Origin of the sequence: Microbacterium ginsengiterrae (assembly GCF_014205075.1) — a bacterium.
Lineage (GTDB): Bacteria > Actinomycetota > Actinomycetes > Actinomycetales > Microbacteriaceae > Microbacterium > Microbacterium ginsengiterrae.
On the sequence record NZ_JACHMU010000001.1, the window covers coordinates 2,786,781 to 2,810,085 of the forward strand.

The 23,305-nt window shown below is 68.1% G+C and carries 22 protein-coding genes and 4 tRNA genes; 11 read left to right on the forward strand and 15 right to left on the reverse strand.

Translation table 11 applies throughout. The features are described from left to right. Window positions 1–23: 23 nt before the first annotated feature. The 3 genes from HD600_RS13535 to HD600_RS13545 all read right to left on the reverse strand — a co-directional run bounded on the left by HD600_RS13535 (window position 24) and on the right by HD600_RS13545 (window position 318). Window positions 24–95, reverse strand: a tRNA-Val gene (locus HD600_RS13535). 27 nt (window positions 96–122) lie between these two features. Further along, window positions 123–193: transfer RNA gene (locus tag HD600_RS13540), tRNA-Cys, on the reverse strand. Window positions 194–246: 53 nt separating this feature from the next. Then, window positions 247–318: transfer RNA gene (locus HD600_RS13545), tRNA-Gly, on the reverse strand. A gap of 150 nt (window positions 319–468) precedes the next feature. On the opposite strand from HD600_RS13545, the gene HD600_RS13550 reads away from it, so the two are divergent. The 3 genes from HD600_RS13550 to HD600_RS13560 all read left to right on the forward strand — a co-directional run bounded on the left by HD600_RS13550 (window position 469) and on the right by HD600_RS13560 (window position 1,927). Further along, a tRNA-Val gene (locus HD600_RS13550) sits at window positions 469–544 on the forward strand. A gap of 350 nt (window positions 545–894) precedes the next feature. Beyond that, window positions 895–1,458 (forward strand): hypothetical protein, encoded by a 564-nt coding sequence (locus tag HD600_RS13555; protein ID WP_184284273.1) that lies wholly within the window; start codon window positions 895–897, stop codon window positions 1,456–1,458. Window positions 1,459–1,498: 40 nt separating this feature from the next. Beyond that, window positions 1,499–1,927, forward strand: a complete 429-nt coding sequence (locus HD600_RS13560; protein WP_184284275.1) for a GIY-YIG nuclease family protein — start codon at window positions 1,499–1,501, stop codon at window positions 1,925–1,927. Window positions 1,928–1,939: 12 nt separating this feature from the next. Here the strand turns inward: HD600_RS13560 and HD600_RS13565 are convergent, their stop codons facing one another. The 4 genes from HD600_RS13565 to zapE form a co-directional block, all read right to left on the reverse strand. Continuing rightward, window positions 1,940–2,149 (reverse strand): multidrug transporter, encoded by a 210-nt coding sequence (locus HD600_RS13565; RefSeq protein ID WP_184284277.1) that lies wholly within the window; start codon window positions 2,147–2,149, stop codon window positions 1,940–1,942. A gap of 80 nt (window positions 2,150–2,229) precedes the next feature. After that, on the reverse strand, window positions 2,230–2,787 hold the full coding sequence (locus tag HD600_RS13570; protein WP_184284279.1) for a type II toxin-antitoxin system PemK/MazF family toxin: 558 nt from the start codon (window positions 2,785–2,787) through the stop codon (window positions 2,230–2,232). Window positions 2,788–2,818: 31 nt separating this feature from the next. Continuing rightward, window positions 2,819–4,060, reverse strand: coding sequence for an ammonium transporter (locus HD600_RS13575; RefSeq protein ID WP_144796196.1), 1,242 nt, complete (start codon window positions 4,058–4,060; stop codon window positions 2,819–2,821). Window positions 4,061–4,176: 116 nt separating this feature from the next. Next, window positions 4,177–5,223, reverse strand: a complete 1,047-nt coding sequence (gene zapE, locus HD600_RS13580) for a cell division protein ZapE (protein WP_144796197.1) — start codon at window positions 5,221–5,223, stop codon at window positions 4,177–4,179. 121 nt (window positions 5,224–5,344) lie between these two features. Here zapE and HD600_RS13585 point away from each other — a divergent pair, with 121 nt between their 5' ends. Then, the gene (locus HD600_RS13585; protein ID WP_144796198.1) at window positions 5,345–6,241 is read left to right on the forward strand and encodes a sulfurtransferase; all 897 of its coding nucleotides are present in this window, start codon (window positions 5,345–5,347) and stop codon (window positions 6,239–6,241) included. 40 nt (window positions 6,242–6,281) lie between these two features. After that, on the forward strand, window positions 6,282–6,713 hold the full coding sequence (locus HD600_RS13590) for a SufE family protein (protein ID WP_144796199.1): 432 nt from the start codon (window positions 6,282–6,284) through the stop codon (window positions 6,711–6,713). Here HD600_RS13590 and HD600_RS13595 read toward each other — a convergent pair. Next, window positions 6,697–7,851 (reverse strand): alpha/beta hydrolase family protein, encoded by a 1,155-nt coding sequence (locus HD600_RS13595; RefSeq protein ID WP_184284281.1) that lies wholly within the window; start codon window positions 7,849–7,851, stop codon window positions 6,697–6,699. The two genes, HD600_RS13590 and HD600_RS13595, sit on opposite strands and share 17 nt — an antisense overlap. Before the next feature lie 25 nt (window positions 7,852–7,876). Here HD600_RS13595 and HD600_RS13600 point away from each other — a divergent pair, with 25 nt between their 5' ends. The 4 genes from HD600_RS13600 (at window position 7,877) to HD600_RS13615 (ending at window position 13,079) form a co-directional block, all read left to right on the forward strand. After that, a complete protein-coding gene (locus HD600_RS13600; RefSeq protein WP_144796201.1) occupies window positions 7,877–8,458 on the forward strand; it encodes a DUF3000 domain-containing protein in 582 nt (193 codons plus the stop codon). Further along, complete coding sequence (locus HD600_RS13605; RefSeq protein ID WP_184284283.1) at window positions 8,451–9,644, forward strand: HRDC domain-containing protein; 1,194 nt, start codon at window positions 8,451–8,453, stop codon at window positions 9,642–9,644. The genes HD600_RS13600 and HD600_RS13605 overlap by 8 nt, the downstream gene beginning before the upstream one ends. 73 nt (window positions 9,645–9,717) lie before the next feature. After that, complete coding sequence (locus HD600_RS13610; RefSeq protein ID WP_184284285.1) at window positions 9,718–10,923, forward strand: acetyl-CoA C-acyltransferase; 1,206 nt, start codon at window positions 9,718–9,720, stop codon at window positions 10,921–10,923. 8 nt (window positions 10,924–10,931) lie between these two features. Continuing rightward, window positions 10,932–13,079: a 3-hydroxyacyl-CoA dehydrogenase NAD-binding domain-containing protein gene (locus HD600_RS13615; RefSeq protein WP_184284863.1), complete on the forward strand. Its 2,148-nt coding sequence runs from the start codon at window positions 10,932–10,934 to the stop codon at window positions 13,077–13,079. A gap of 71 nt (window positions 13,080–13,150) precedes the next feature. On the opposite strand, the gene dxs is transcribed toward HD600_RS13615, so the two are convergent. The 5 genes from dxs to dut form a co-directional block, all read right to left on the reverse strand. After that, the gene (gene dxs / locus HD600_RS13620; RefSeq protein WP_184284287.1) at window positions 13,151–15,091 is read right to left on the reverse strand and encodes a 1-deoxy-D-xylulose-5-phosphate synthase; all 1,941 of its coding nucleotides are present in this window, start codon (window positions 15,089–15,091) and stop codon (window positions 13,151–13,153) included. Window positions 15,092–15,235: 144 nt separating this feature from the next. Then, on the reverse strand, window positions 15,236–18,100 hold the full coding sequence (locus HD600_RS13625) for an aconitate hydratase AcnA (RefSeq protein ID WP_184284289.1): 2,865 nt from the start codon (window positions 18,098–18,100) through the stop codon (window positions 15,236–15,238). A 152-nt stretch (window positions 18,101–18,252) separates the two neighbouring features. After that, window positions 18,253–19,005 (reverse strand): DUF3159 domain-containing protein, encoded by a 753-nt coding sequence (locus tag HD600_RS13630; RefSeq protein WP_184284864.1) that lies wholly within the window; start codon window positions 19,003–19,005, stop codon window positions 18,253–18,255. Further along, the gene (locus tag HD600_RS13635; protein ID WP_184284291.1) at window positions 18,996–19,589 is read right to left on the reverse strand and encodes a DUF3710 domain-containing protein; all 594 of its coding nucleotides are present in this window, start codon (window positions 19,587–19,589) and stop codon (window positions 18,996–18,998) included. The genes HD600_RS13630 and HD600_RS13635 overlap by 10 nt, the downstream gene beginning before the upstream one ends. Then, window positions 19,586–20,053: a dUTP diphosphatase gene (dut, locus tag HD600_RS13640; protein ID WP_184284293.1), complete on the reverse strand. Its 468-nt coding sequence runs from the start codon at window positions 20,051–20,053 to the stop codon at window positions 19,586–19,588. Before dut ends, HD600_RS13635 begins: the two co-directional genes overlap by 4 nt. Window positions 20,054–20,077: 24 nt before the next feature. Here dut and HD600_RS13645 point away from each other — a divergent pair, with 24 nt between their 5' ends. Next, window positions 20,078–20,542, forward strand: coding sequence for a DUF3093 domain-containing protein (locus HD600_RS13645; protein ID WP_241731684.1), 465 nt, complete (start codon window positions 20,078–20,080; stop codon window positions 20,540–20,542). 93 nt (window positions 20,543–20,635) lie between these two features. Here HD600_RS13645 and HD600_RS13650 read toward each other — a convergent pair whose 3' ends face one another. Beyond that, on the reverse strand, window positions 20,636–20,929 hold the full coding sequence (locus tag HD600_RS13650; protein ID WP_144796210.1) for a DUF4193 domain-containing protein: 294 nt from the start codon (window positions 20,927–20,929) through the stop codon (window positions 20,636–20,638). A 197-nt stretch (window positions 20,930–21,126) separates the two neighbouring features. On the opposite strand from HD600_RS13650, the gene sepH reads away from it, so the two are divergent. Next, on the forward strand, window positions 21,127–22,167 hold the full coding sequence (gene sepH / locus HD600_RS13655) for a septation protein SepH (RefSeq protein ID WP_184284295.1): 1,041 nt from the start codon (window positions 21,127–21,129) through the stop codon (window positions 22,165–22,167). A gap of 2 nt (window positions 22,168–22,169) precedes the next feature. Here the strand turns inward: sepH and HD600_RS13660 are convergent, their stop codons facing one another. Next, window positions 22,170–23,246, reverse strand: a complete 1,077-nt coding sequence (locus HD600_RS13660; RefSeq protein WP_184284297.1) for an alkaline phosphatase family protein — start codon at window positions 23,244–23,246, stop codon at window positions 22,170–22,172. Window positions 23,247–23,305: the final 59 nt, after the last annotated feature.

Consider the following 23,305-nt stretch of genomic DNA (forward strand, 5'->3'; position numbering starts at 1 on the left):
ATTCTCCCGGGGGTTTCTGTCTGTGCGCGATACTGGGATCGAACCAGTGACCTCTTCCGTGTCAGGGAAGCGCGCTACCGCTGCGCCAATCGCGCCCAAGTGGGCTGTTCAGTTGTGCGGTGAGGTGGCGACGGGATTCGAACCCGTGTAAACGGCTTTGCAGGCCGGTGCCTAGCCGCTCGGCCACGCCACCGTGTGGATTGACCCCACGTGCCGTGAGCCTCTCATAGAGACTCTCTGCACTCGAGCGGATGACGAGATTCGAACTCGCGACCCTCACCTTGGCAAGGTGATGCGCTACCACTGCGCTACATCCGCATTTCGTGTTCCGGCGTCCCGGGCACTTGTAAAACATTAGCCGATGATTCCCGCGTCGCAAAACCCGACACGGATCTCGCGCGTGTCCCCCCGTTTGGTCCAGAACCATCCGATCGGTCCGGTAGTATCGATTCTCGACCCCAGGGTCCTGGGCGATTGGCGCAGTTGGTAGCGCGCTTCCTTCACACGGAAGAGGTCGTCGGTTCGAGTCCGGCATCGCCCACCATGAAAAGCCCGCGGAATCCCGCGGGCTTTCGTCGTCTGCGGGCGCGCTCACGCCCGTCTGGGCGCCTCCGTAGACTGGGCACCCCACCCTCGATTCGGGGATCGCGTCATGACTGCACCGCCCATCACCGTGCCGATCGTCCATGTCGCCGGCCGACCAGGGTCCGGTGCGAACGTCTTCGCCGACCGCCTGGTCACCGAACACGGATTCATCAAGCTCACAGCGGGCGAACTGCTCCTCGGTCTTCGAAGGATCGACCGGCCCAGGGCTCGGGTGCGCCTCAAGGACGTCATCGCGCTGCAGCGCATGGGCGCGCCACTCATTCGGCCGGGATTCCACCGGCCGAATGAGTGGCAGAGCGGCTCGGCTTCGACACGGTCGACGCTCTCCCCCACTTCCGTCGGCTCATGCAGCGGCTGGCCGAGACGCTGCCTGCCAGCATCGGCGCGAGCGCCTGGGGCGATGCGCTCGGGAAACGACTCGAGGAGCTCGCGAGACCGGACGCGCGGATCGTCTACATCGGATGCCGTATGCCCGGCGAGCGGGAACTGTTCCGCTCCCGCGGCGCGACATCCGTCTGGATCGCTCTCCCCGCTGACCTTGCCCCCGCGCTCGCCGGCAGCGCAGAAGACGCGCCCGGCGGCGATGACTTCGACGAGGTCGTCGAGGACGGCGACACCCCCGCACGACTGCACGCCGCGGCCGACGCCCTCGCCGCCCGCATCACGACGCCCCGGATCTGCGCCACCGGCCACCGCCTGGGGTCGTTCCAGAAGGGCGACCGCTCCGGGTGGTACTGCGCCGACTGCCCGTGGGGATCGGATGATCTCTCGATCGACCGCGCGGGTGCCGTGCACGATCACGATCGCTGGGTGACCCTGGCCACGACCCCGCCCGACACGCAGGAGGACTGAGCCGTGGGGACTGTCCGCGCCCGCGCGTAGCGTCGGGGGTATGTCCGCTGCCTTGACGAGATTGCCCGGCCCGTGCCTCCTCTGCGGCGGCACGACGGGCCGGCGTGAGGGTGGTGCGTGGACGTGCGAGTCCTGCGAGTGGCGCTACGGCGATGTGCCGGACCCGGAACTTCCGCTCCCCCGCATCGACGTCGTGTACTACCTGCGCTTCGATCGACGGGTGAAGATCGGCACGAGCCGTCGCCCGCGACAACGACTGGGCGCGATCCGGCACGACGAACTGCTCGCCTTCGAACGCGGTGGCCGGTCCGTCGAGGCAGAGCGACATCGCGAGTTCGCCGTGTGCCGCGAGGGGGGTGAATGGTTCACCCTCACTGACGAGCTTCGCGCTCACATCAGTTCGCTGCGCTCCGCAGGCGACCCGTGGCAGCTGTACGCGCGGTGGTTGAGCGCGGCTCTACGCGACTGAACCGTGCAGCGCTCAGCTGTCGTCCTCGACGAGCCCGTCGGCCTCCGGCATCCCGGGGCCGGGTCCAGGGCGCACCGCTGCACCGTCGGCGACCTCGATGCGGGTCACCCCGTCGTGCTCAGTGACCTCCACCCGCGGAGCGGCATCCGCCTCCGTCGCATCCGGGGCTGCTGTGAGCTGGTCGTGCCGCTTCTCGTCCGGTGTCATCTCTTGTCCAGGCATGGGTTCAATATAGGCAGATCGCCGCACTGTTCCGAGGGGATTGTCACCGGCACCGGGGCTTGCTAGCGACCAGGAGACCGTCAGCGCACCGCCCAGCCGTAACGGCGCACGAGCGCGTCCGCCACGACGTCGTAGCGCTGACGGTCGAGGATCGCGGCTTCCCGGCGCATGCCGGCGTGATGGACGCTGTACAGCTGCTCGATGTCGACCCATGAGGGGCGCCCCTGCGAGTCCCAGCCTCCCGTGCCGATGGGGAGGTAATCGCGATCACGCTCATGCGCCTTGCTCGTCATGCGCACCGCGTAGACGCGGTCCGCCGACTGACGCCCGATCACCAAGACAGGGCGATCCTTTCCACGCCCGTCGTTCTCCTCGTACGGCACCCATGTCCAGATCACCTCACCGGAATCCGGCGCACCGTCCTTCTCCGGCGCGTAGTCGACCTGAAGACGCGTGATCCGCCCCGGATCGAGGCGCACCGTCTCACTACCCCGCTGCCGCCCTGGTTCGACGACGCCCTCGTCCCCGGACGCAGCAGAACGTCCCGGCTCCGTGCGAGGAGTCCGGGACGTTCTGGATGTCAGCGAGGCGAGGACGATGCCTGCAAGCCGGCCGAGGATGCTCTTCGGGGAATTCACCCCGTCAGCCTAGCGAGCGGCTCGTCTTCTCTCAGCGGGCGTCAACGAGTGCGTAGCCCTCCTCGCCGTGGACGACGGAGTCGACACCGGCGATCTCATCCTCGTTCGTCACACGGAAGCCGATCGTCTTCTGGATGGCGAAGCCGATGATGAAGGCGACGACGAAGGCGTACAGCATCACTCCCAGCGCCGCGATGATCTGAACGGCCAGCAGGCGGGCGTCGCCGCCGACGAACAGGCCCTGCTCGGTCGCGAAGAAGCCGAGGTATACGGTGCCGAGCAGACCACCGACGAGGTGGATGCCGACGACGTCGAGCGAGTCATCGAAGCCGAGGCGGAACTTCAGCTCGACTGCGAGGGCGCACAGCACGCCGGAGAGTGCACCCAGCAGCAGTGCCCAGCCGGGGGTGAGGTTGGCGCAGGCCGGGGTGATCGCGACGAGGCCCGCCACTGCACCGGAGGCCGCACCCACGGAGGTCGGCTTTCCGTCCTTGATGCGCTCGACGAGGATCCAGCCGAGGATCGCGGCAGCCGTGGCACCCAGGGTGTTGATGCCGATGAGTCCGACGCCGCCCATGTCCTCGGCGTTCCACTCTGCTCCGGCGTTGAAGCCGAACCATCCGAACCAGAGGATTGCGGCGCCGAGCAGCGTCAGCGGCACGTTGTGCGGCTTGAGGATGCCCTTCTGGAAGCCGACGCGCTTGCCGAGAACCAGCGCGAGGGCGAGGGCTGCGGCACCGGCGGTGATGTGCACGGCGGTACCGCCGGCGTAGTCGATCACTTCGATGCCGCTGTCGGCGCCGAAGAGGGTCGTGCCGAGCTCCATCACCCAGCCGCCACCCCAGACCCACGCGGAGATCGGGAAGTAGCCGACCGTCGCGAACACACCGGCGAAGATGAGCCAGCTGCCGAACTTCGCCCTGTCGGCGATGGCACCCGAGATCAGCGCGACGGTGATGATGGCGAACGTGGCGCCGTACGCGACGCCCAGTAGGGCGACGTTCGAGCCCTCGCCCTCGGCGAGCGAGACGAGGCCGAGGTCCGCGAACGGGTTGCCGGCGAAAGCCGTCGGGCTGTCGACTGCGCTCATCGAGTAACCGAACAGGATCCAGAGAACCGCGACGAGGCCGATCGAACCGAAGCTCATCATCATCATGCTGACGACGCTCTTGGCCTTGACCAGGCCGCCGTAGAAGAACGCGACACCTGGCGTCATGAGCAGCACGAGCGCCGTGGCGGTAATACCCCAGGAGATGTTGCCGGGAGCATCCATAGGAAAACCTCACATCCGAAGTAATTGAGAACTTCAGTGTGACGAGGCCCGGTTACCGGAATGCGCGTCCGTTGTTTCGAGTGCGTTACACCGCCCCGCGCAGTGTGAACATCGCGTTACAGCGCGCTTTGCACCTGCGCAGAATGGGTGAGGGCGTTGAGGCGGGATATGGCGCGCAGGTACTTCTTGCGGTATCCACCACCCAGCATCTCGTCCGCGAACACCTGCTCCAGACTCACCCCGGTGGCGATGATCGGCACCTGCGCGTCGTACACGCGGTCGACGAAGGCGACGAACCGCAGCGCCTCCGACTGATCGGTGAGGACGTGGACGTCCTGCAGCCCGACGGTCGAGATGCCGTCGATCAACCGGATGTAACGGGACGGATGCACCTTCGCCAGATGACGGATGACGTCGTGGAAGCTGTCGTCGGATGCCGTGCCCTCCACGGCATCCAGGGCGTCACGGTATTCGGAGTCCGAGAGGACGACGGCCTTGCCGTCGAGGGCGCGCTGCCGGAAGTCGACGCCGTCGATGCGGATCGTCTCGAAGCTGTCCGACATGGCGTGGATCTCACGGAGGAAGTCCTGAGCCGCGAACCGCCCCTCGCCCAGCGCGTTCGGCGGGGTGTTCGAGGTGGCGGCCAGCTTGGTCCCGGAGGAGACGAGTTCGCCGAGCAGCCGCGTCATCACCATCGTGTCGCCCGGGTCGTCGAGCTCGAACTCGTCGATGCACAGGAGGTCGGCCCCTCGGAGCAGGTCGACGGTGTTCTTGTAACCCAGCGCGCCGACGAGGGCGGTGTACTCGATGAAAGATCCGAAGTACTTCCGGCGGGCAGGCATCGCGTGGTAGATCGCCGCGAGCAGGTGCGTCTTGCCCACCCCGAATCCGCCGTCGAGATAGACACCGGGTTTGGTCTGCGGCTCCTTCTTCGCCCTGCTGAACAGGCCACCGCGCTTGACCGGTGCGCCGCGCCCCGCGAAGCGCTGGAGGAGCTCCTTGGCCTCGGCCTGAGACGGGTAGGCATCATCGGAGCGATACGACTCGAAGGTGGCTCCGTCGAACTGGGGCGGCGGGACCAGGCTGGCGAGCATCTCGGGACCGCTCACCACGGGTTCGCGCTCGATCAGATGAGCGGTGTTCGCGCTGGGGGTGTCGGGCATGCGATTCCTGTGTCGAAGTCTTACGGATCCGGCGCCGGGCGCACCGAACGGCTCTAGTGTCGAAGGGGACGGGTACACACTACGCCGTCCGCCGCACAGCCCAGCATTCGAGGAGCGCCAGATGACCATCGAGTTCGACACGTCCGTCCCGAAGTTCGCGGAGTACTCCGAGCCGGGTCGCCTTGTCAGCACCGAATGGCTCGCCGCCCGCCTCGGTGAACCGGGGCTGGTGGTCGTCGAGTCCGACGAGGACGTGCTGCTGTACGAGACCGGCCACATTCCCGGTGCGGTCAAGGTCGACTGGCACACCGAGCTCAACGATCCGGTCGTCCGCGACTACGTCGATGGCGCGGGGTTCGCGGAGCTGCTCAGCCGCAAGGGCATCTCCCGCGACGACACCGTCGTCATCTACGGCGACAAGAACAACTGGTGGGCGGCGTACGCGCTGTGGGTGTTCTCCTTGTTCGGGCACGAGGACGTCCGCCTGCTCGACGGCGGCCGTGACCGGTGGATCTCCGAGGGGCGCGAGATCACGACCGAGCGGTCCGACCGCCCGAGGACGGACTATCCGGTCGTCGAACGGGACGACTCCGCACTCCGCGCGTACAAGGACGACGTCCTCGACTTCCTCGGTTCCGGTCCACTGATCGACGTGCGCTCCCCCGAGGAGTACAGCGGGGAGCGCACGAGCGCCCCCGCGTACCCGGAGGAAGGCGCGCTGCGTGCCGGGCACATCCCGACGGCGAAGAGCGTGCCCTGGGCGAAGGCCGTGGCCGAGGACGGTGGGTTCCGGCCGCGCGCGGAGCTCGAGGCGATCTACCGCGACGGCGCCGGCATCTCCGACGGGGATCCGGTCGTGGCGTACTGCCGCATCGGAGAGCGCTCCAGCCACACCTGGTTCGTACTGAAGCACCTGCTCGGCTTCGAGGACGTGCGCAACTACGACGGCTCCTGGACGGAATGGGGCAGCGCCGTCCGCGTGCCGATCGTCACAGGCAGCGAGCCCGGCTCCCTCTGAGCAGGGCCGGCGCAGCCGTGAGCGTGGGAGAATTGCGGGAATGAGCACCACGCACGTTCCCGACGCCCTCGCAGAGATCCGCGAGGACTTCCTCGCGCTCCCGGAGGCCGAGCGTCTCCAGCTGCTGCTGGAGTTCTCGGGCGAGCTGCCGGCGGTCTCCGACGAGGTCGCCGACCACCCCGAGATGTACGAGCGTGTCGCAGAGTGCCAGTCGCCCGTGTACATCTTCGTGGAGATCGAGGACGACGTCGTGACGATGCACGCCACGGCACCACCGGAGGCACCGACCACGCGCGGATTCGCGAGCATCCTCGTCCAGGGGATCTCTGGCCTCTCCGCCGATGAGGTGCTCGCCATCCCCGACGACTATCCTCAGTCGATCGGCCTCACCAGGGCGGTCTCTCCGCTGCGGATCGCCGGGATGACGGGCATGCTGATGCGCGTCAAGCGTCAGGTCACGCAGAAGCGCTGAAGCCGTTCGCCCGCGACCACTCCTCGATCGCGGCCGTCCAGCCGGTCTGGTCGTAGTTCCAGATCTTCGTGTGGCGGGCGCCGGTGAATCTCGGCATCGTCACGAGATCGGGGCGTGCTTCCGCCAGTGCGTGCGAGGCGTCGGCGGGGACGAAGCCATCGTCCTCGCTGTGCAGGAGCAGGATCGGGACGGACAGTTCATCGGCGCGAGCCACCATGTCCAGCCGATCGAACGGGATGGCCGTCTCCGAGCCGCTGAGGCGCGCCGTCAGCCGCGACGACAGCGCGTTCATCGCGAGAGCAGGCAGCGGGTCCACGATGCCCGACTGACGCGCTTGGAACTTCAGGACGGACCGCCAGTCCACCACGGGAGAGTCCAGCACGAGACCCGCGATCGCGTCACGATGCCCTGACGAGACAGCCGTCTGCAGAGCGATGGCGCCGCCCATCGACCATCCCATGAGGAGGACGCGCTCGGCCCCGTGACGCAGGGCGTACGCGATCGCCGCGTCCACGTCTCGCCATTCGGACGCCCCGAGCGCGTACGAGCCTCCCCTGCTGCGGGGGGCCTCGCCGTCGTTCCGATAGGAGACGACGAGCGCGGGAAGCCCGAGCGCGTGGAACACCGGCACGGCGCGCAGGCATTCCGCCCGCGTGACGCCGCGTCCGTGTACCTGGATCACCCAGGTCGAGCATTCCGCGGGGAACAGCCAGGCGGGACACGGACCGGCCGGCGCTCCGATGAGGACCGGCTCCCACGGCAGGTGCAGTTCGGATGGCGAGGTGTAGTACCAGCCGCTGAAACCCGCAGCCCTGTCGATCTTCGCGCCGGGCTCGATCTTCGTGAGCAGCTTGCGACGGACCCGCCCGGCATCGGCGCTCAGCACGGCGCCGAGCTTCACGTACCCGTACGTCCCGGTGGTGAACAGCCCGTAGCGGCCAGGGAGCTCGGTGTCGAGGTTGCGCGTCAGCTCGACGGTCTGCGCTCCGGTGTCGACGGCGAGGATCTCGGTGTCCGCGACGCGTCCCCTCGGGGTGACGACGCGACGGCCGATCGAGAACACCAACAGCGCCGCTCCCGCGGCGAACGCCAGCAGCGCGGGTAGGAGCAGAGCAACGGCGTGCCTGAGACTCTTCATCGCCTCCTGACTCTAGCCTGTCACCGTGAGCGCACACCCCGATGCCGGTACGCAATTCGCGCGCGTCGCCGACGAGTTGCGGGCGACGACGTTCCGAAAGGACATCGTGGTGCGCGAGATCACATCCCCGGCAGGGCTCGCGCCGTTCTCGATCGCGCTCGCCGCGGACGTCCGCCCGGATGAGAACGGCGACTCCGTGTACGGCACGGGACGATTCGTACTCCTGCACGACCCGGAGGAGCCACAGGCGTGGGGAGGCGCATGGCGCATCGTCGTCTTCGCGCAGGCGCCGCTCGAACCGGAGATCGGCACGGACCCGTTGCTCGCCGATGTGACGTGGTCGTGGCTCATCGACGCGCTCGATTCGCGCGACGCCGGTTACCACTCGGCATCCGGCACCTCCACGAAGACGATCTCGAAGGGGTTCGGATCCCTCGCCGCGGAAGGCGACGGCGCCCAGATCGAACTACGATCTTCTTGGACGCCGGACGAGCCGTTCCGGCCGCACGTGGAAGCATGGGCCGAACTCGTGGGCATGCTTGCCGGTCTCCCGCCCGGCTCCGAGAACATCGCCGTGTTCGGCGCGCGAAAGGCAGGTCGTGACTGAGTATTCCGTCATCGACGATTTTCCCCGGTTCGAAGCAGCGTGTGACGCCCTCGCGGCAGGCACCGGTCCGGTCGCGGTGGACGTCGAGCGCGCCTCCGGGTTCCGGTACTCGCAGCGCGCCTACCTCGTGCAGGTGTTCCGCCGCGACGCCGGTGTGTTCCTCTTCGACCCGCCGGCACTGAAGGACTTCTCCCCGCTGCAGGCTGCGATCGGGGACGTCGAGTGGGTGTTCCACGCGGCGAGCCAGGATCTTCCCTCCCTCCGGGAGCTCGACCTCGAGCCGAAGGTCCTCTTCGACACCGAGCTCGCCGCGCGGCTGCTCGGGCACGCGCGCGTCGGACTCGCCGCGGTCGTCGAGGACACCATCGGTGTGACCCTGAAGAAGGAGCACTCCGCCGCGGACTGGTCGGTGCGTCCCCTGCCGGACGCCTGGCTGGAGTACGCGGCCCTCGATGTCCTGCACCTCGTCGACGTCCGGGACAAGATCGCCGAGGAGCTCGAAGAGCAGGGCAAGTCCGACTTCGCGGCCCAGGAGTTCGCCGCGACCCTCGCCCAACCGCCCCGTCCGCCGCGGGAGGATCCGTGGCGCCGCCTCAGCGGCCTGCACCAGGTGAAGGGCGCTCGCAACCTCGCCATCGCCCGGTCGCTGTGGGAGGCGCGTGAGGAGTACGCCCAGCAGCAGGACACCTCCCCCGGACGCCTCGTGCCCGACCGTTCGCTGGTCGCCGCTGTCATGGCGAATCCGGCATCCAAACAGGCCCTCGCGGGCGTCCAGGCCTTCAACGGGCGCGCGAGCCGCGCCGAACTCGACCGCTGGTGGGCCGCGATCGTGCGCGGTCGCGAGACCAAGGATCTCCCGAAGACGCGTGTGCCGAGCGACTCCCTCCCTCCGCCCCGTGCGTGGTCGGAGCGCAACCCCGAGGCCGACGCGCGGCTGAAGCGCGCCCGCCCGGCGGTGGAGGAGCTGGCCGAGGCGTTGAACATGCCGACGGAGAATCTCCTCAAGCCCGAGACCCTGCGACGTCTCGCATGGATGCCGCCCGCTCTGACGACGGAGGCGATCGCAGAAGCGCTCGCATCGCTCGGCGCGCGGCCCTGGCAGATTGAGCAGACCGCACAGAAGATCTTGGATGCCTTTGTAGAAGCCGGGCAATCGCTCGACACGGCCGAGGCTGCCGGATCGTAGGTTCGACCCAACCGATTCACGACGCCTCAGCGGGCCTCATAGGCTGAACGCATACCCAACCTTTGGAGGCAGAGTGGCCGAGATCTCGGACGTCTACTTCGTCGATGGAATGCGCACCCCGTTCGGGCGCGCCGGCGAAAAAGGCATGTACTGGAACACCCGCGCGGACGACCTCGCCGTCAAGGCGACCATCGGTCTGATGGAGCGCAATGCCGCCGTCCCCGCCGACCGCATCGACGACGTCGCCATCGCAGCGACGTCGCAGACCGGCGACCAGGGCCTCACGCTCGGCCGTTCGGTCGCCATCCTCGCCGGGCTCCCCAACACGGTTCCCGGCCTTGCCGTCGAGCGCATGTGCGCCGGCGCGATGACCAGCGTCACGACCATGGCCGCCTCGATCGGCATCGGGATGTACGACTTCGCCCTCGCCGGCGGCGTCGAGCACATGGGCCACCACCCGATCGGCGCCAACGCCGACCCGAACCCGCGCTTCGTCGCGGAGAAGATGGTCGACCCCGGCGCGCTGAACATGGGCGTCACCGCAGAACGCATCTTCGACCGTTTCCCGCACCTCACCAAGGAGCGCTCGGATCGGTTCGGGATGCTCAGCCAGCACAAGGTGCAGGCGGCGTACGACGCGGGCAAGATCCAGCCGGACCTCGTGTCCGTCGCGATCAAGGATGCCGAGGGCGCCTGGGGCCTCGCGACCGAGGATGAAGGCCGCCGCCCGCAGACCACGATGGCCGACCTCGCGGGTCTCAAGACCCCGTTCCGCCCGCACGGACGGGTCACGGCAGGCACCTCCTCCCCTCTCACCGACGGCGCGACGATGTCGCTTCTCGCCGGTGGCCGGGCGGTGAAGGAGTTCGGTCTCACGCCGAAGATGAAGCTCGTCTCGTTCGCCTTCGCCGGCGTCCAGCCCGAGATCATGGGCATCGGCCCGATCCCGTCGACCGAGAAGGCGCTGAAGAAGGCCGGACTCACGATCGATGACATCGGGCTGTTCGAGCTGAACGAGGCGTTCGCGATCCAGGTGATCTCGCTCCTCGACCACTTCGGCATCGCCGACGACGACCCCCGCGTGAACCAGTGGGGTGGCGCCATCGCCCTCGGACATCCGCTGGCCGCGTCCGGTGTGCGTCTGATGATCCAGCTCGCCGCGCAGTTCGCAGAGCGCCCGGACGTCCGCTACGGCCTGACCGCCATGTGCGTCGGTCTCGGCCAGGGCGGATCGGTCATCTGGGAGAACCCGTTCTACGACGGCAAGAAGCGGAAGTGAGTGCAGCTGTGACCGACTACGAAAAGATCGACTTCTCCCCCATCCTCGCTCTCGCCGACGACGAGGTCGTGACACGGTCGACCGTTCGCGACGTGCGTCTGCCCTCGGGCAAGGTGCTGGCGCTGATCACCCTGGACAACGGTCGGGACCACACCCGCCCCAATACCCTGGGACCGGCGACCCTGGTGGAGCTCGGCAAGACCCTCGACAGTGTGAAGGCTCGCGCCGCCGCCGGCGAGATCCAGGCGGTCGGCATCACCGGCAAGCAGTACATCCTCGCCGCCGGTGCCGACCTGTCCGACATCTCCAAGGTGACCTCGCAGGATCACGCGCGTCTGATCGCGCAGCTCGGGCACAAGGTGATCGGCTCGCTCTCCGACCTCGGCGTGCCCTCGTTCGCGTTCGTGAACGGGCTCGCCCTCGGCGGCGGGCTCGAGATCGCCCTGAACTCGACCTACCGCACGGTGGACGCGTCCGCTGCGGCTGTGGCGCTTCCCGAGGTGTTCCTCGGTCTCATTCCCGGCTGGGGCGGCGCGTACCTGCTGCCGAACCTCATCGGCATCGAGAACGCCCTCGAGGTCGTCATCTCGAACCCGCTCAAGCAGAATCGGATGCTCAAGCCCAAGCAGGCGTTCGAGCTCGGCATCATGGATGCGATCTTCCCCGCTGCGAACTATCTCGAGGACTCGCTCGCGTGGGCGGACCGTGTCCTGTCGGGCGCCGTCAAGGTCGACCGGAAGAACGAGCCGGGCAAGATCGAGCGCCTGACGAAGTGGCCGATCGCCATCAAGATGGCGCGCGGGATGCTGGAGTCGAAGATCGGCACGGTGCCCCGTTCGCCCTACCTGGCACTCGACCTGCTCGACAAGGCACGCAGCGGAACCAAGGCCGACGGGTTCGCCCGCGAGGACGAGGCTCTCGCGGAGCTCGTCGCCGGTGATCAGTTCGCGGCGTCCATGTACGCCTTCGACCTCGTCCAGAAGCGCGCGAAGCGCCCTGTGGGCGCACCGGACAAGGCTCTGGCCAAGAAGGTGACGAAGGTCGGGATCATCGGCGCCGGCCTCATGGCCAGCCAGTTCGCCCTGCTCTTCGTGCGCAAGCTCCAGGTCCCCGTCCTCATCACGGATCTCGACCAGGCGCGCGTCGACAAGGGCGTGGCGTACATCCACGAGGAGATCGGCAAGCTCGAGCAGAAGGGTCGGCTCGATGCCGACACGGCCAACAAACTGCGCGGCCTCGTCACCGGGACGACCGACAAGTCGCTCTACGCCGACTGCGACTTCGTGATCGAGGCCGTCTTCGAGGAGGTCGGGGTCAAGCAGTCCGTCTTCGGCGAGATCGAGCAGATCGTCGCACCCGACGCGATCCTGGCGACCAACACATCCTCGCTGTCGGTCGAGGAGATCGGCGCGAAGCTCTCCAACCCGGAGCGACTCGTCGGTTTCCACTTCTTCAACCCGGTCGCCGTCATGCCTCTCATCGAGGTGGTCAAGACGCCGTCCACCGACGAGCAGACCCTGTCCACGGCGTTCGTCGTGGCCAAGGGCCTCGGCAAGAACGCCGTGCTCACCGCAGACGCCCCCGGCTTCGTGGTCAACCGGCTGCTGGCCAAGGTCATGGGTGAGGCCGCGCGCGCCGTCTATGAGGGCACTCCGATCGCGGAGGTCGAGAAGGCGTTCGCCCCGCTCGGTCTGCCGATGGGGCCGTTCCAGCTCATCGACCTCGTCGGCTGGAAGGTCGCCGCGCATGTGCAGGACACGATGGTGCGGCACTTCCCCGACCGGTTCTACGCGAACGAGAACTTCCACGCGCTGGCGGAGCTCGACCAGGTCGTGGAGAAGGACAAGGGCGGCCGAGTGACCGGCTGGACCAAGGCCGCCGAGAAGACCCTCAAGGGGGCCGTCGGCTCGTCACCGTCCAGCGCTGCGACCATCCTCACCCGTGTGCAGGACGGTCTCGCGCAGGAGATCAGGCTCATGCTCGACGAGGGGGTCGTCCCCGAGGTCGAGGACATCGACCTCTGCCTCATCCTCGGTGCCGGGTGGCCGTTCATCGACGGCGGCGCGTCACCGTACCTCGACCGCGAGGGAGCATCCGAGCGCGTGTTCGGCGGGACGTTCCACACGCCGCCGATCCGCGGCATCGCTGCTCGCTGAGACACACGAAGAGGCGGGGTCGGGCATCGCGCCCGGCCCCGCCTCTTCGTCCTGTCAGCGAAGTGGTGCTGTCAGCGGCGTTCGTGGAGGGGGATGTCGACCGCCTCCGTCTCCCCTGTCTGCCGGGCGACCGGGATGCGGGTGCCCAGCACCTGCGCGACGATGTCCTGCGCGATCTTCGATGCTGTGAGGCCGGCGTCGGCGAGGATCTGATCACGCGAGGCGTGGTCGATGAACTCGTCGGGAAGGCCCAGCTCGTCCACGGCGGTGTCGATGCCCGCCTCGCGCAGCACCTGACGGACACGCGTACCGATGCCGCCGACACGGATGCCGTCCTCCATCGTGATGACGAGACGGTGACGTGCCGCCAGCTCGACGACCGACGGCTGCACCGGGATCGCCCAGCGGGGGTCGATCACCGTCGCCCCGATCCCCTGCGCACGCAGTCGCGTGGCGACATCCTTGGCCATGGCGGCGAACGGGCCGACGCTGACGATCAGGACATCCTCCGTCTCGCCGCGGGAGAGCACGTCCACACCGTCCGCCATGCGCTCGACGGCCTCGATGTCCTCGCTCACAGCCCCCTTGGGGAACCGGATCACGGTGGGTGCGTCATCCACGGCGACCGCCTCGTCGAGCGCCTCAGCGACCCGAGCGCCGTCGCGCGGCGCCGCGATGCGGATGTGCGGGACGATCTGCAGCATCGCGAGATCCCACATGCCGTGGTGACTCGGCCCGTCGGGGCCGGTGACACCGGCGCGGTCGAGGACGAAGGTCACCCCGGCCTTGTGCAGCGCGACATCCATGAGCACCTGGTCGAAGGCCCGCCCCATGAAGGTGGCGTAGAGGGCGACCACGGGGTGCAGACCGCCGTAGGCCAGGCCCGCCGCGGAGGTCACCGCATGCTGCTCGGCGATGCCGACGTCGTACACGCGCTCGGGGAAGCGTTCGGCGAAGGGCGCGAGTCCTGTCGGCCGCAGCATCGCCGCTGTGATCGCGATCACCCGGGGGTCTCGTTCGCCCACGCGCACGAGCGACTCGGAGAACACGTCGGTCCATCCCTTGCTGCTCGAGCCGAGCGGCTCCCCGGTGGCGGGGTCGATGCGGTTGACGGCGTGGAACTGGTCGGCCTTGTCGTCCAGAGCGGGCTGATAGCCGCGCCCCTTCTCCGTGATCGCGTGGACGATGACGGGAGCACCATACGACTTCGCGAGCTCGAAGGTCTCGATGAGGGCGCGGATGTCGTGCCCGTCGACGGGGCCGAGGTACTTGATGTCGAGGTTGGAATACAGCGCCTCGTTGTTCGTGAACCGGGAGAGGAAGCCGTGAGTCCCGCCGCGCACGCCGCGGAACAGCGCGCGGCCGAGCGGGCCGAAGGCGCGGAACAGGCGGTCTGACCGGTGGTGGAGCTGCTTGTACGTCGCTGCGGTGCGCACGCGGTTCAGATACCGCGACATCCCGCCGATCGTCGGCGCGTAGGAGCGACCGTTGTCGTTGACGACGATGATGAGGTTCCGGTCGTTGTCATCCGAGATGTTGTTGAGCGCTTCCCAGGTCATCCCACCGGTGAGCGCACCGTCACCGACGACCGCGACCACGTGCCGGTCGTCGCGCCCCGTGGCCGCCAGCGCGCGGGAGATGCCGTCGGCCCAGCTCAGCGAGCTCGAGGCGTGCGAGGACTCAACGACGTCGTGCGGGCTCTCGCTGCGCTGGGGGTAGCCGGCGAGGCCGCCGCGGACGCGCAGCCCAGAGAAGTCCTGCCTGCCCGTGAGGAGCTTGTGCACGTACGACTGGTGCCCGGTGTCGAACACGAACGGGTCGTCAGGCGATTCGAACGCCCTGTGCAGCGCGATCGTGAGTTCCACGACACCGAGATTCGGGCCGAGGTGTCCCCCGGTCCGCGAGACGTTCTCGACGAGGAATCGCCGGATCTCGTCAGCGAGTTCGTTCAGCTCCGCCGTGCTGAGCTGATCGAGATCGCGCGGTCCGTTGATGCCGGGAAGAATGGGCATCAGCACCTCCTGAACATCTTGTCCGACGTGTCCCCCTGGCGGGGACGCGGTGTCTCGATCGTACCGCCGCGACCCGGGGAAACCCCCGAGCGCCGAGCACGAAGGGGTCCGGATGCCGCAGCATCCGGACCCCTTCGCATACCGTCAGACCAGCGAACGCAGCACGTACTGCAGGATGCCGCCGTTGCGGTAGTAGTCGGCCTCACCGGGTGTGTCGATACGGACCACGGCGTCGAACTCGACCGTCTGCTTGCCCTCGGGCGAGTGCTCGCTCGGCTCGGCGGTGACGCGGACCGTCTTGGGCGTGGTGCCGTTGTTCAGCTCCTCCAGTCCGGAGATCGAGACGATCTCCGTGCCGTCGAGGCCCAGCGACTCCCAGCTCTCGCCTGCGGGGAACTGCAGCGGGACGACACCCATTCCGATGAGGTTCGAGCGGTGGATGCGCTCGAAGCTCTCGGTGATGACGGCCTTCACGCCCAGCAGGCTGGTGCCCTTCGCCGCCCAGTCGCGGGACGATCCAGAGCCGTACTCCTTGCCGCCGAAGACCACGAGCGGCGTGCCCTCGGCCTGGTAGTTCTGGCAGGCATCGAAGATGTACGACTGCGGAGCGTCCGGCTTGGTGAAGTCGCGCGTAAAGCCGCCCTCGACCTCGGCACCGTCATTGACGGCGCGCACGAGCTGGTTCTTCAGACGGATGTTCGCGAACGTGCCGCGGATCATCACCTCGTGGTTGCCTCGGCGCGAGCCATAGGAGTTGAAGTCCTTCTGGCGCACTCCGTGCTCCTCGAGGTACTTCGCCGCCGGCGTGCCGATCTTGATGTTGCCCGCGGGGCTGATGTGGTCGGTCGTGACCGAGTCACCGAGGGTCGCCATGACGCGAGCGCCCTTGATGTCGGAGACGGGGGTCAGCTCCATCGACATGCCGTCGAAGTACGGCGCCTTGCGGACGTAGGTGGACTGGTCGTCCCACTCGAAGACCGGTCCGGTCGGCGTAGGCAGGCTCCTCCAGCGGTCGTCGCCATCGAAGACGGTGGCGTACTGCTTGATGAACTGCTCGCGCGAGATCGACGAATCGATGATCTCCTGGATCTCGGCAGGTGCCGGCCAGATGTCCTTGAGGAACACCTCGTTGCCGTCCTGGTCGGTGCCCAGAGCGTCGGTGTCGAAGTCGAAGTGCATCGACCCTGCCAGCGCGTATGCGACGACCAGCGGAGGCGACGCGAGGTAGTTCATCTTCACGTCGGGGCTGATGCGGCCCTCGAAGTTGCGGTTACCGGAGAGGACTGCCGTGACGGCGAGGTCGTTGTCGTTGATCGCCGCGGAGACCTCTTCGATCAGCGGGCCGGAGTTTCCGATGCAGATAGTGCAGCCGTAGCCGACGGTGTAGAACCCGAGGCCCTCGAGATCCTTGTCGAGTCCGGACTTCTCGTAGTAGTCGGTGACGACCTTGGAGCCGGGGCCGAGCGTCGTCTTGACCCAGGGCTTCTGCTTCAGGCCCTTCTCGCGCGCCTTGCGGGCCAGCAGGCCGGCGGCGATCATGACCGACGGGTTCGAGGTGTTCGTGCACGACGTGATGGCCGCGAGGGTCACCGCACCGTTGTCGAGGATGTAGTTCTCGCCCTCGGGGGTCGTGACCGGCACCGGACGGGATGCACCGTGCGCGCCGCTGGCGACGAGCATGGATGCGCGGTGGGCGTCCTCGTGCTGGTGCGACACGCCGTTCTCCGAGACGTGCTCGTGCTCGACGCCGGGGGTGTTGCCGGGGTCGGAGGCCGGGAACGTGCCCTCGACCTCGACGGAGTCCTCGGCGGTGGGGCCGGCGTAGTTGAGGATGTCGCGCTCGAACTGCGTCTTCGCGTCGGAGAGCAGGATGCGGTCCTGCGGACGCTTCGGGCCGGCGATCGACGGCACGACGGTGCCGAGGTCGAGCTCAATGTACTCGCTGAAGACCGGCTCGTTGGACGGGTCGTGCCACAGGCCCTGCAGCTTCGCGTACTCCTCGACGAGGGCGACAGCCTGCTCGTCGCGGCCGGTGAGGCGCAGGTACTCGGTGGTGACGTCGTCGATCGGGAAGATCGCCGCGGTGGAACCGAACTCCGGCGACATGTTGCCGATCGTGGCGCGGTTGGCCAGCGGCACGGATGCGACACCCGCGCCGTAGAACTCGACGAACTTGCCGACGACGCCGTGCTTGCGCAGCATGTCGGTGATCGTGAGGACGACGTCGGTCGCCGTGACACCGGCGGGGATCTCGCCCGTGAGCTTGAAGCCGACGACGCGCGGGATGAGCATCGACACGGGCTGGCCGAGCATCGCAGCCTCTGCCTCGATGCCGCCGACGCCCCAGCCGAGGACGCCGAGACCATTGACCATGGTCGTGTGGGAGTCGGTGCCGACGCAGGTGTCGGGGTACGCCTGGAGGACGCCGTCGTTGGTGCGGTCGTAGATGACCTTGGCCAAGTGCTCGATGTTCACCTGGTGGACGATGCCCGTCCCCGGGGGGACGACCTTGAAGTCGTTGAAGGCGGTCTGGCCCCAGCGGAGGAACTGGTACCGCTCGCCGTTGCGCTCGTACTCGATCTCGACGTTGCGCTCGAGCGCGTTGTCGGAGCCGAACAGGTCGGCGATGACCGAGTGGTCGATGACCATCTCGGCGGGCGAGAGCGGGTTGATCTTGTTGGGGTCGCCACCGAGGGCCGTGACCGCCTCGCGCATGGTGGCGAGGTCGACGATGCACGGGACGCCGGTGAAGTCCTGCATGACCACGCGCGCCGGCGAGAACTGGATCTCGGTGTTCGGCTCGGCTGCGGCATCCCACGATCCGAGAGCCTCGATCTGCGCCTTCGTGACGTTCGCGCCGTCCTCGGTGCGGAGCAGGTTCTCGAGGAGGACCTTGAGACTGAACGGCAGCTTGTCGTAGCCGGGAACAGTGTCAATCCGGAAGATCTCGTAGTCGGTGCTGCCGACCGTCAGGGTGCTCTTGGCACCGAAGCTGTTCACCGTGGACACGAATCCGTCTCCTTCTAGTCTGATGGGAGCGACAGGCGCTCTCCATATTGGTCGCCCGCGCCTTCGGCTGCCAGCAAGGCGCACCTAACAGTGTGCGCCTCGTGAGCTCTCGGCGAAAGACGTCAATTTATCTTGATGTCAAGATAAATCTATCACGCCGCCGAGGCCTCATCCTCCCGCGACTCGCGCGGATACAGGGCTCGGACGACGAGCCAGGTGACGGCGATGAGCGGCGCGAACAGCGGCAGACCCATGATGAGCTTCAGCGTGCCGAGCGCCGTCACCTGATCGGTCAGGTACAGCGGCAGCTGCACGGCCAACCGCGCGAAGAACAGCAGCGCCCAGGCGATGCCCAACCAGCGGAACGCCCGCCTCTTGCGCTTGTCAGCGCGCCACGCTGTCGCATCCCCCATGAGGAAGCCCGCTGCGACCCCGATCAGCGACCAGCCGATCAGCGCCGAGACGAGAAGGACCGTCCCGTATGCCGCGTTCGTGATGAGTCCGGGGACGAAGTTGTCGGCCCCTCTGCCCGTCCACAGCGCGAGGGCGGCGGCAGCCGCAGCCGCGATCAGGCCGCCGAGGGCCGCCGCAGGAGGGGACTTCTGAACGAGCCGCACGACGGTGAAGACCGCGGCGAGCCCGACGGAGACCCCGAGCGCGAGGATCAGAGGATCGGGGCGGATCGTGAAGAGGATGACGAAGGCGAGGCTGGGGAGGACCGATTCCAGGATGCCGCGCCAGCCGCCCATCGCCGACCAGACGACCTTCTGGGTGCTGGCGTCCTTCGCCGGGTCGAGGCCCGCTCGACGCGCGGCTCCACCCAGGGCAGCCCCGAGGAGGTCGGGCGCACTGACGGATTCGGGCTCGGTACGCGCCTCCTGCGGACCTTCCGCGCTCACGCCGATCCTGGCGTGGCGGGCATCTTCAGCGGGATCAGATCGCGCGGCGGCATGGGAGAGCCGCCACGCACCACGACGATCGAGCGGAAGAGGTCCTCGACCTTGGCGGCCGCCTCAGGGTCGGACGCCGCCGCGCCGCCGATCACTCCGCGGAGGAACCAGCGCGGTCCGTCGACGCCGATGAATCGGGCCAGGTGCAGCGCTGAGCCCTCGGACGCCGGTCCCGGCACCTCGGCGAGCAGCTCCTTGCCGAGCGGCCCTTCGCGCTCCTCGACGCGACCGCCCTGCTGGCGGACCTGGTCGACGAGCTGCATCCGCGTCTCGTGCCACAGGCCGAGGCTGCGCGGAGCGGCGAACGGCTGGACCTGCAACGAGGAATCGGCGTAGTCGAGCCCGACCGCCACGATCCGCTTGGTCTGCTCCTCCACCTCGAGGCGGAGGTTCAGCCCTTCGCGCGGAAGGATCTTGATGCCACCGAGATCGATGTACGGGCGGACCGGGTTGGCCTCGGCCTCGTCGAACGGTCCATCGGTCGCACGGTTCGCCGGTGCGGACTTCGACGTCGGCTGCGTGGTCTCTTCTTCAGTCATCGTGCACTTCCTGCCTGCTCGGCGCTCTGCGCCTGGTACCCCGTCGAACCGAACCCGCCGGCGCCGCGCGCGCTGTCTTCGAGTTCGTCCACGGGGATGAAGTTCGCTCGGGTGACCGGCATGATGATGAGCTGCGCGATCCGATCCCCGACCGCCACATCGTACGCGCTCGAGCTGTCCGTGTTCAGCAGGCTCACCTTGATCTCACCCCGGTAGCCGGCATCCACCGTGCCTGGTGAGTTGACGATCGTGATCCCGTGCTTGGCGGCGAGGCCGCTGCGGGGCACGACGAAGGCGGCGTAGCCGTCCGGCAGCGCGATGCGCACACCGGTGGGGACCAGCGCCCTCTCCCCCGGCTCGAGGCGCACGGCCTCCGCGGCGACGAGGTCGGCGCCCGCGTCGCCCGGGTGGGCGTACGAGGGGACGGCTGACGCGATAATGGGAAGATCGACGGAATCGCTCACCCCATGAGGCTAATGCAGAACGACATGACCGACACGCGCACCGCCCGCTATCGCGAGCGTCTCTCGCCGAGCCTGTGGATGCTGGTCACGGCGGCGGTCGCCGCACCGATGCTCAGCCTCACGCTCACGCCGCTCGGTTCGCTGCCCGCCCTCCTCATCGGGATCACGGCCGCGGTCGCGCTGATCGTCCTCATGCTGGCGGCTTCACCATCGATCCGTGTCGACGGCACGGTGCTGCGCGCCGGTCGTGCGCACATCGACGCCCGGTGGCTGGGCGAGGTCACCGAGCTCAGCGGCGAGCAGGCGCATGCTGCCCGCGGCGCCCAGCTCCCGGCCCGCGGGTGGCATCTCATCCGCGGCGGCATCGACGGCATCGTCGTGGTGCAGAACACCGACCCGGCGGATCCCGTCACGAGCTGGACGATCTCGACGCGCACACCCGATCGGCTCGCGGCGGCCATCCGTGCCGCGGAGGCCGAAGCGGTCTGATCCGGGAAGAGTCGCCCGCAGGGCCCCCGGATACGACGATGCGCCCCTGCCGAAACGGCCGGGGCGCACACGAGCGTCGGAAGAGTGCTGCGGTCAGGCAGCGCACTCCTTGCAGATGGGACCATCTGCGCCCTCGTGGTCGAGCTGCGAGCGGTGCTTCACGAGGAAGCAGCTCATGCAGGTGAACTCATCCTGCTGTGCGGGGAGCACGACGACGTCGAGCTCCAGGTCCGACAGGTCTGCGCCGGGGAGGTCGAAACTCGAGGGGTTGTCCGAGTCCTCATCCCCGGTCGTGCCGGACAGCTTGTCCGGCACACGCTCCTTCAGGGCTTCGATCGACTCGGAGTCGTCTTCGCTCTTTCGGGGGGCGTCGTAATCGGTTGCCATGCGGTAAGTCTCCACTTTCATGGTGCTAGTGGGCGGTGCGCCGTCGGGTAAGCGGCGGGCATAGTTTGCACGATGCCGACGTGATTAGCAAATGCCGGTCCGTGTCCCTGACGAAACTCACGGCGCGCCCGTTGTATTCCCCGTTCTGCCGACACCGCGTGACACCATGAACGGACAGCCATCAGAGGGGCATTCGCATGGAAAACGTCACGATCGTCGGCACGGAAGACGACCTGCTGATCCTCGCCACCGGTTCGGGCGAGCGGTTCGCGCTCGCCATCGACGATGTGCTGCACCGAGAGATCCGTCGGGCTCGCCGACGTGACGAGGGCGACAAGCCCCGCGTCACGGTCAGCCCGCGTGAGATCCAGGCGCACATCCGCTCCGGACTCTCCGCGGCCGAGACCGCCGAGCTCCTTGGTGTCGATGTCGAGCACGTCACGCGCTTCGAGGGACCGGTGCTCGCCGAGCGCGAGCACATCGTCGGCCAGGCCCTGGCCGTCCCCGTCCTCATCGGCAGCGAGGTCGAGCCCGACGCGCAGCCCACTTTCGGCGCCGCCGTACGCGCGAAGCTCGCCGACGTCGGGGCGAGCGATGAGCGCTGGGCCAGCTGGAAGGACGACAGCGGCTGGGTCGTGAAGCTCGAGTTCACCGCCGCCGAGGTCTCCCACGACGCGCGCTGGAGTTTCGACCCGCGCCGCAGCGCTCTGTCCCCGTTGAACTCCGACGCCAGTCAGTTGTCGCGGCAGGGTTCGCTCCCTGACGGACTGATCCCGCGTCTGCGCGCTGTCGAAGGCGCCAGGCACGAATCGCCGTACAAGGACGACAGCAGGTTCGACTCCGGCGCGTTCGGTCCCCGCCTGCTGCCGGCTCCGGAGGCAGAGGTCGACGAACCACTGATGCCGGAGCGTTCGGACCCGGCCGCGCAGGCCGCGGCGATCAACCGCGCGCCGAACGAGTCGAACACGAGCGCCGAGACGGCGGATCTTCTCGAGGCGCTGCGCCGTCGGCGAGGTCAGCGCGAGAGCGCCCCTGCCGTGTCGGACGCGGACGAGCGGGAGACGCCGGAACCGGCAGTGAGCCCGATCGCCCTGTTCGACTCCCTGGAGTCCGAAGAGGCACCGGCCGAGAAGCCCGCACCTCAGGAGTCGCCTCAGGATGCCGGTGGACGGCGGCGCCGTCGCAACGCGATGCCGTCCTGGGACGAGATCGTCTTCGGAGCACGCACGGACGACTGACGTCAGCCGGCGAACGCCCCGCGGCGGATGTACGGAACGATGCGCTCCTCCGGGGTGAGGGCTCCGTGCTGCCCGACCATGCCCCTGGAGCGCTGGTCGTCTGCCGTCCCGTCGTAGAAGGCCCGGTTCCCGCGGGCGACGACGACGAGATCCCCGATCCGGTCGGTGGCATCCGCTGTCACCTCACCTCCGTACAGGCCTGACGCGATCACCTCATCCCTGCTGAGGACATCGGCCTCTCCCTCGCTGAAGCGCCGCCAGATGTCCAGGTGCGCGGCCGCATCGGCGCCCGGTTCGAGGTAGACGTGCAGCATCCGCGGTTCACCGCCGAAGTGACGGACGGCTCCGAGGCGAGCATCCCCCTCTGCGAGGACCACGTGGCGGTGTGCGGGCACGTCGACCATGCCGTGGTCCGCCGTGATGAGCACTCCGACGCCCCGCGGCGGCGCAGGCGCGAGGGCATGATCGATGTCCTCGAGGGCGGCGATCCATGCCTGCGAGTCGATCCCGTGCTGGTGCCCCGCCTTGTCGACCTCCGGCAGGTAGCAGTACACCAGCGCACCCGGTTCGTCGGAGGCGAGCTGGTAGGCCAGCGCCACGCGTTCGGCCGGTGTCCTCGCCGAGACGAACGTCGCTCCGCGGAGGGTCGCGTTCGTGAACCCGCTGCGGGCGTAACTGGCGATGCCGACGGCGTATGCCGGGCGCCCCGCAGAGACCGCGCGCTCGAACACCGTCGGCTGCGGCTGCCATCGGTGCGGATCGATGCCATCCGATTCCCAGCCGGACAGGAGGTTGACCAGGCGGTCTCTGCTCCGGTCGAGCACGCGGTAGCCGACCAGGCCGTGTCGGCCCGGCTCGACGCCGGTGAGGATCGAGGTGAGCGCCGCAGCCGTGGTGGTCGGGAAGGCCGAGTACGCGACGTCCTTCTTGCCCACGCCGGCGGAGAGGTGCCGAGCGTGCCCCGCATGGGCGCGAAGCTGGATCGCGCCCAGACCGTCCACGATGACCACGACGACCGAGCGTGCCGGGGCGAGCCCACCCGTTCCGCCCTCGAGCGAGGCGAGGAGGTCCCCCGCCACCCCGTGGATGTTCCGGGCTGTCGCAGGCGTGGTCGGTAGAATCGGTGACACCCGAGCCA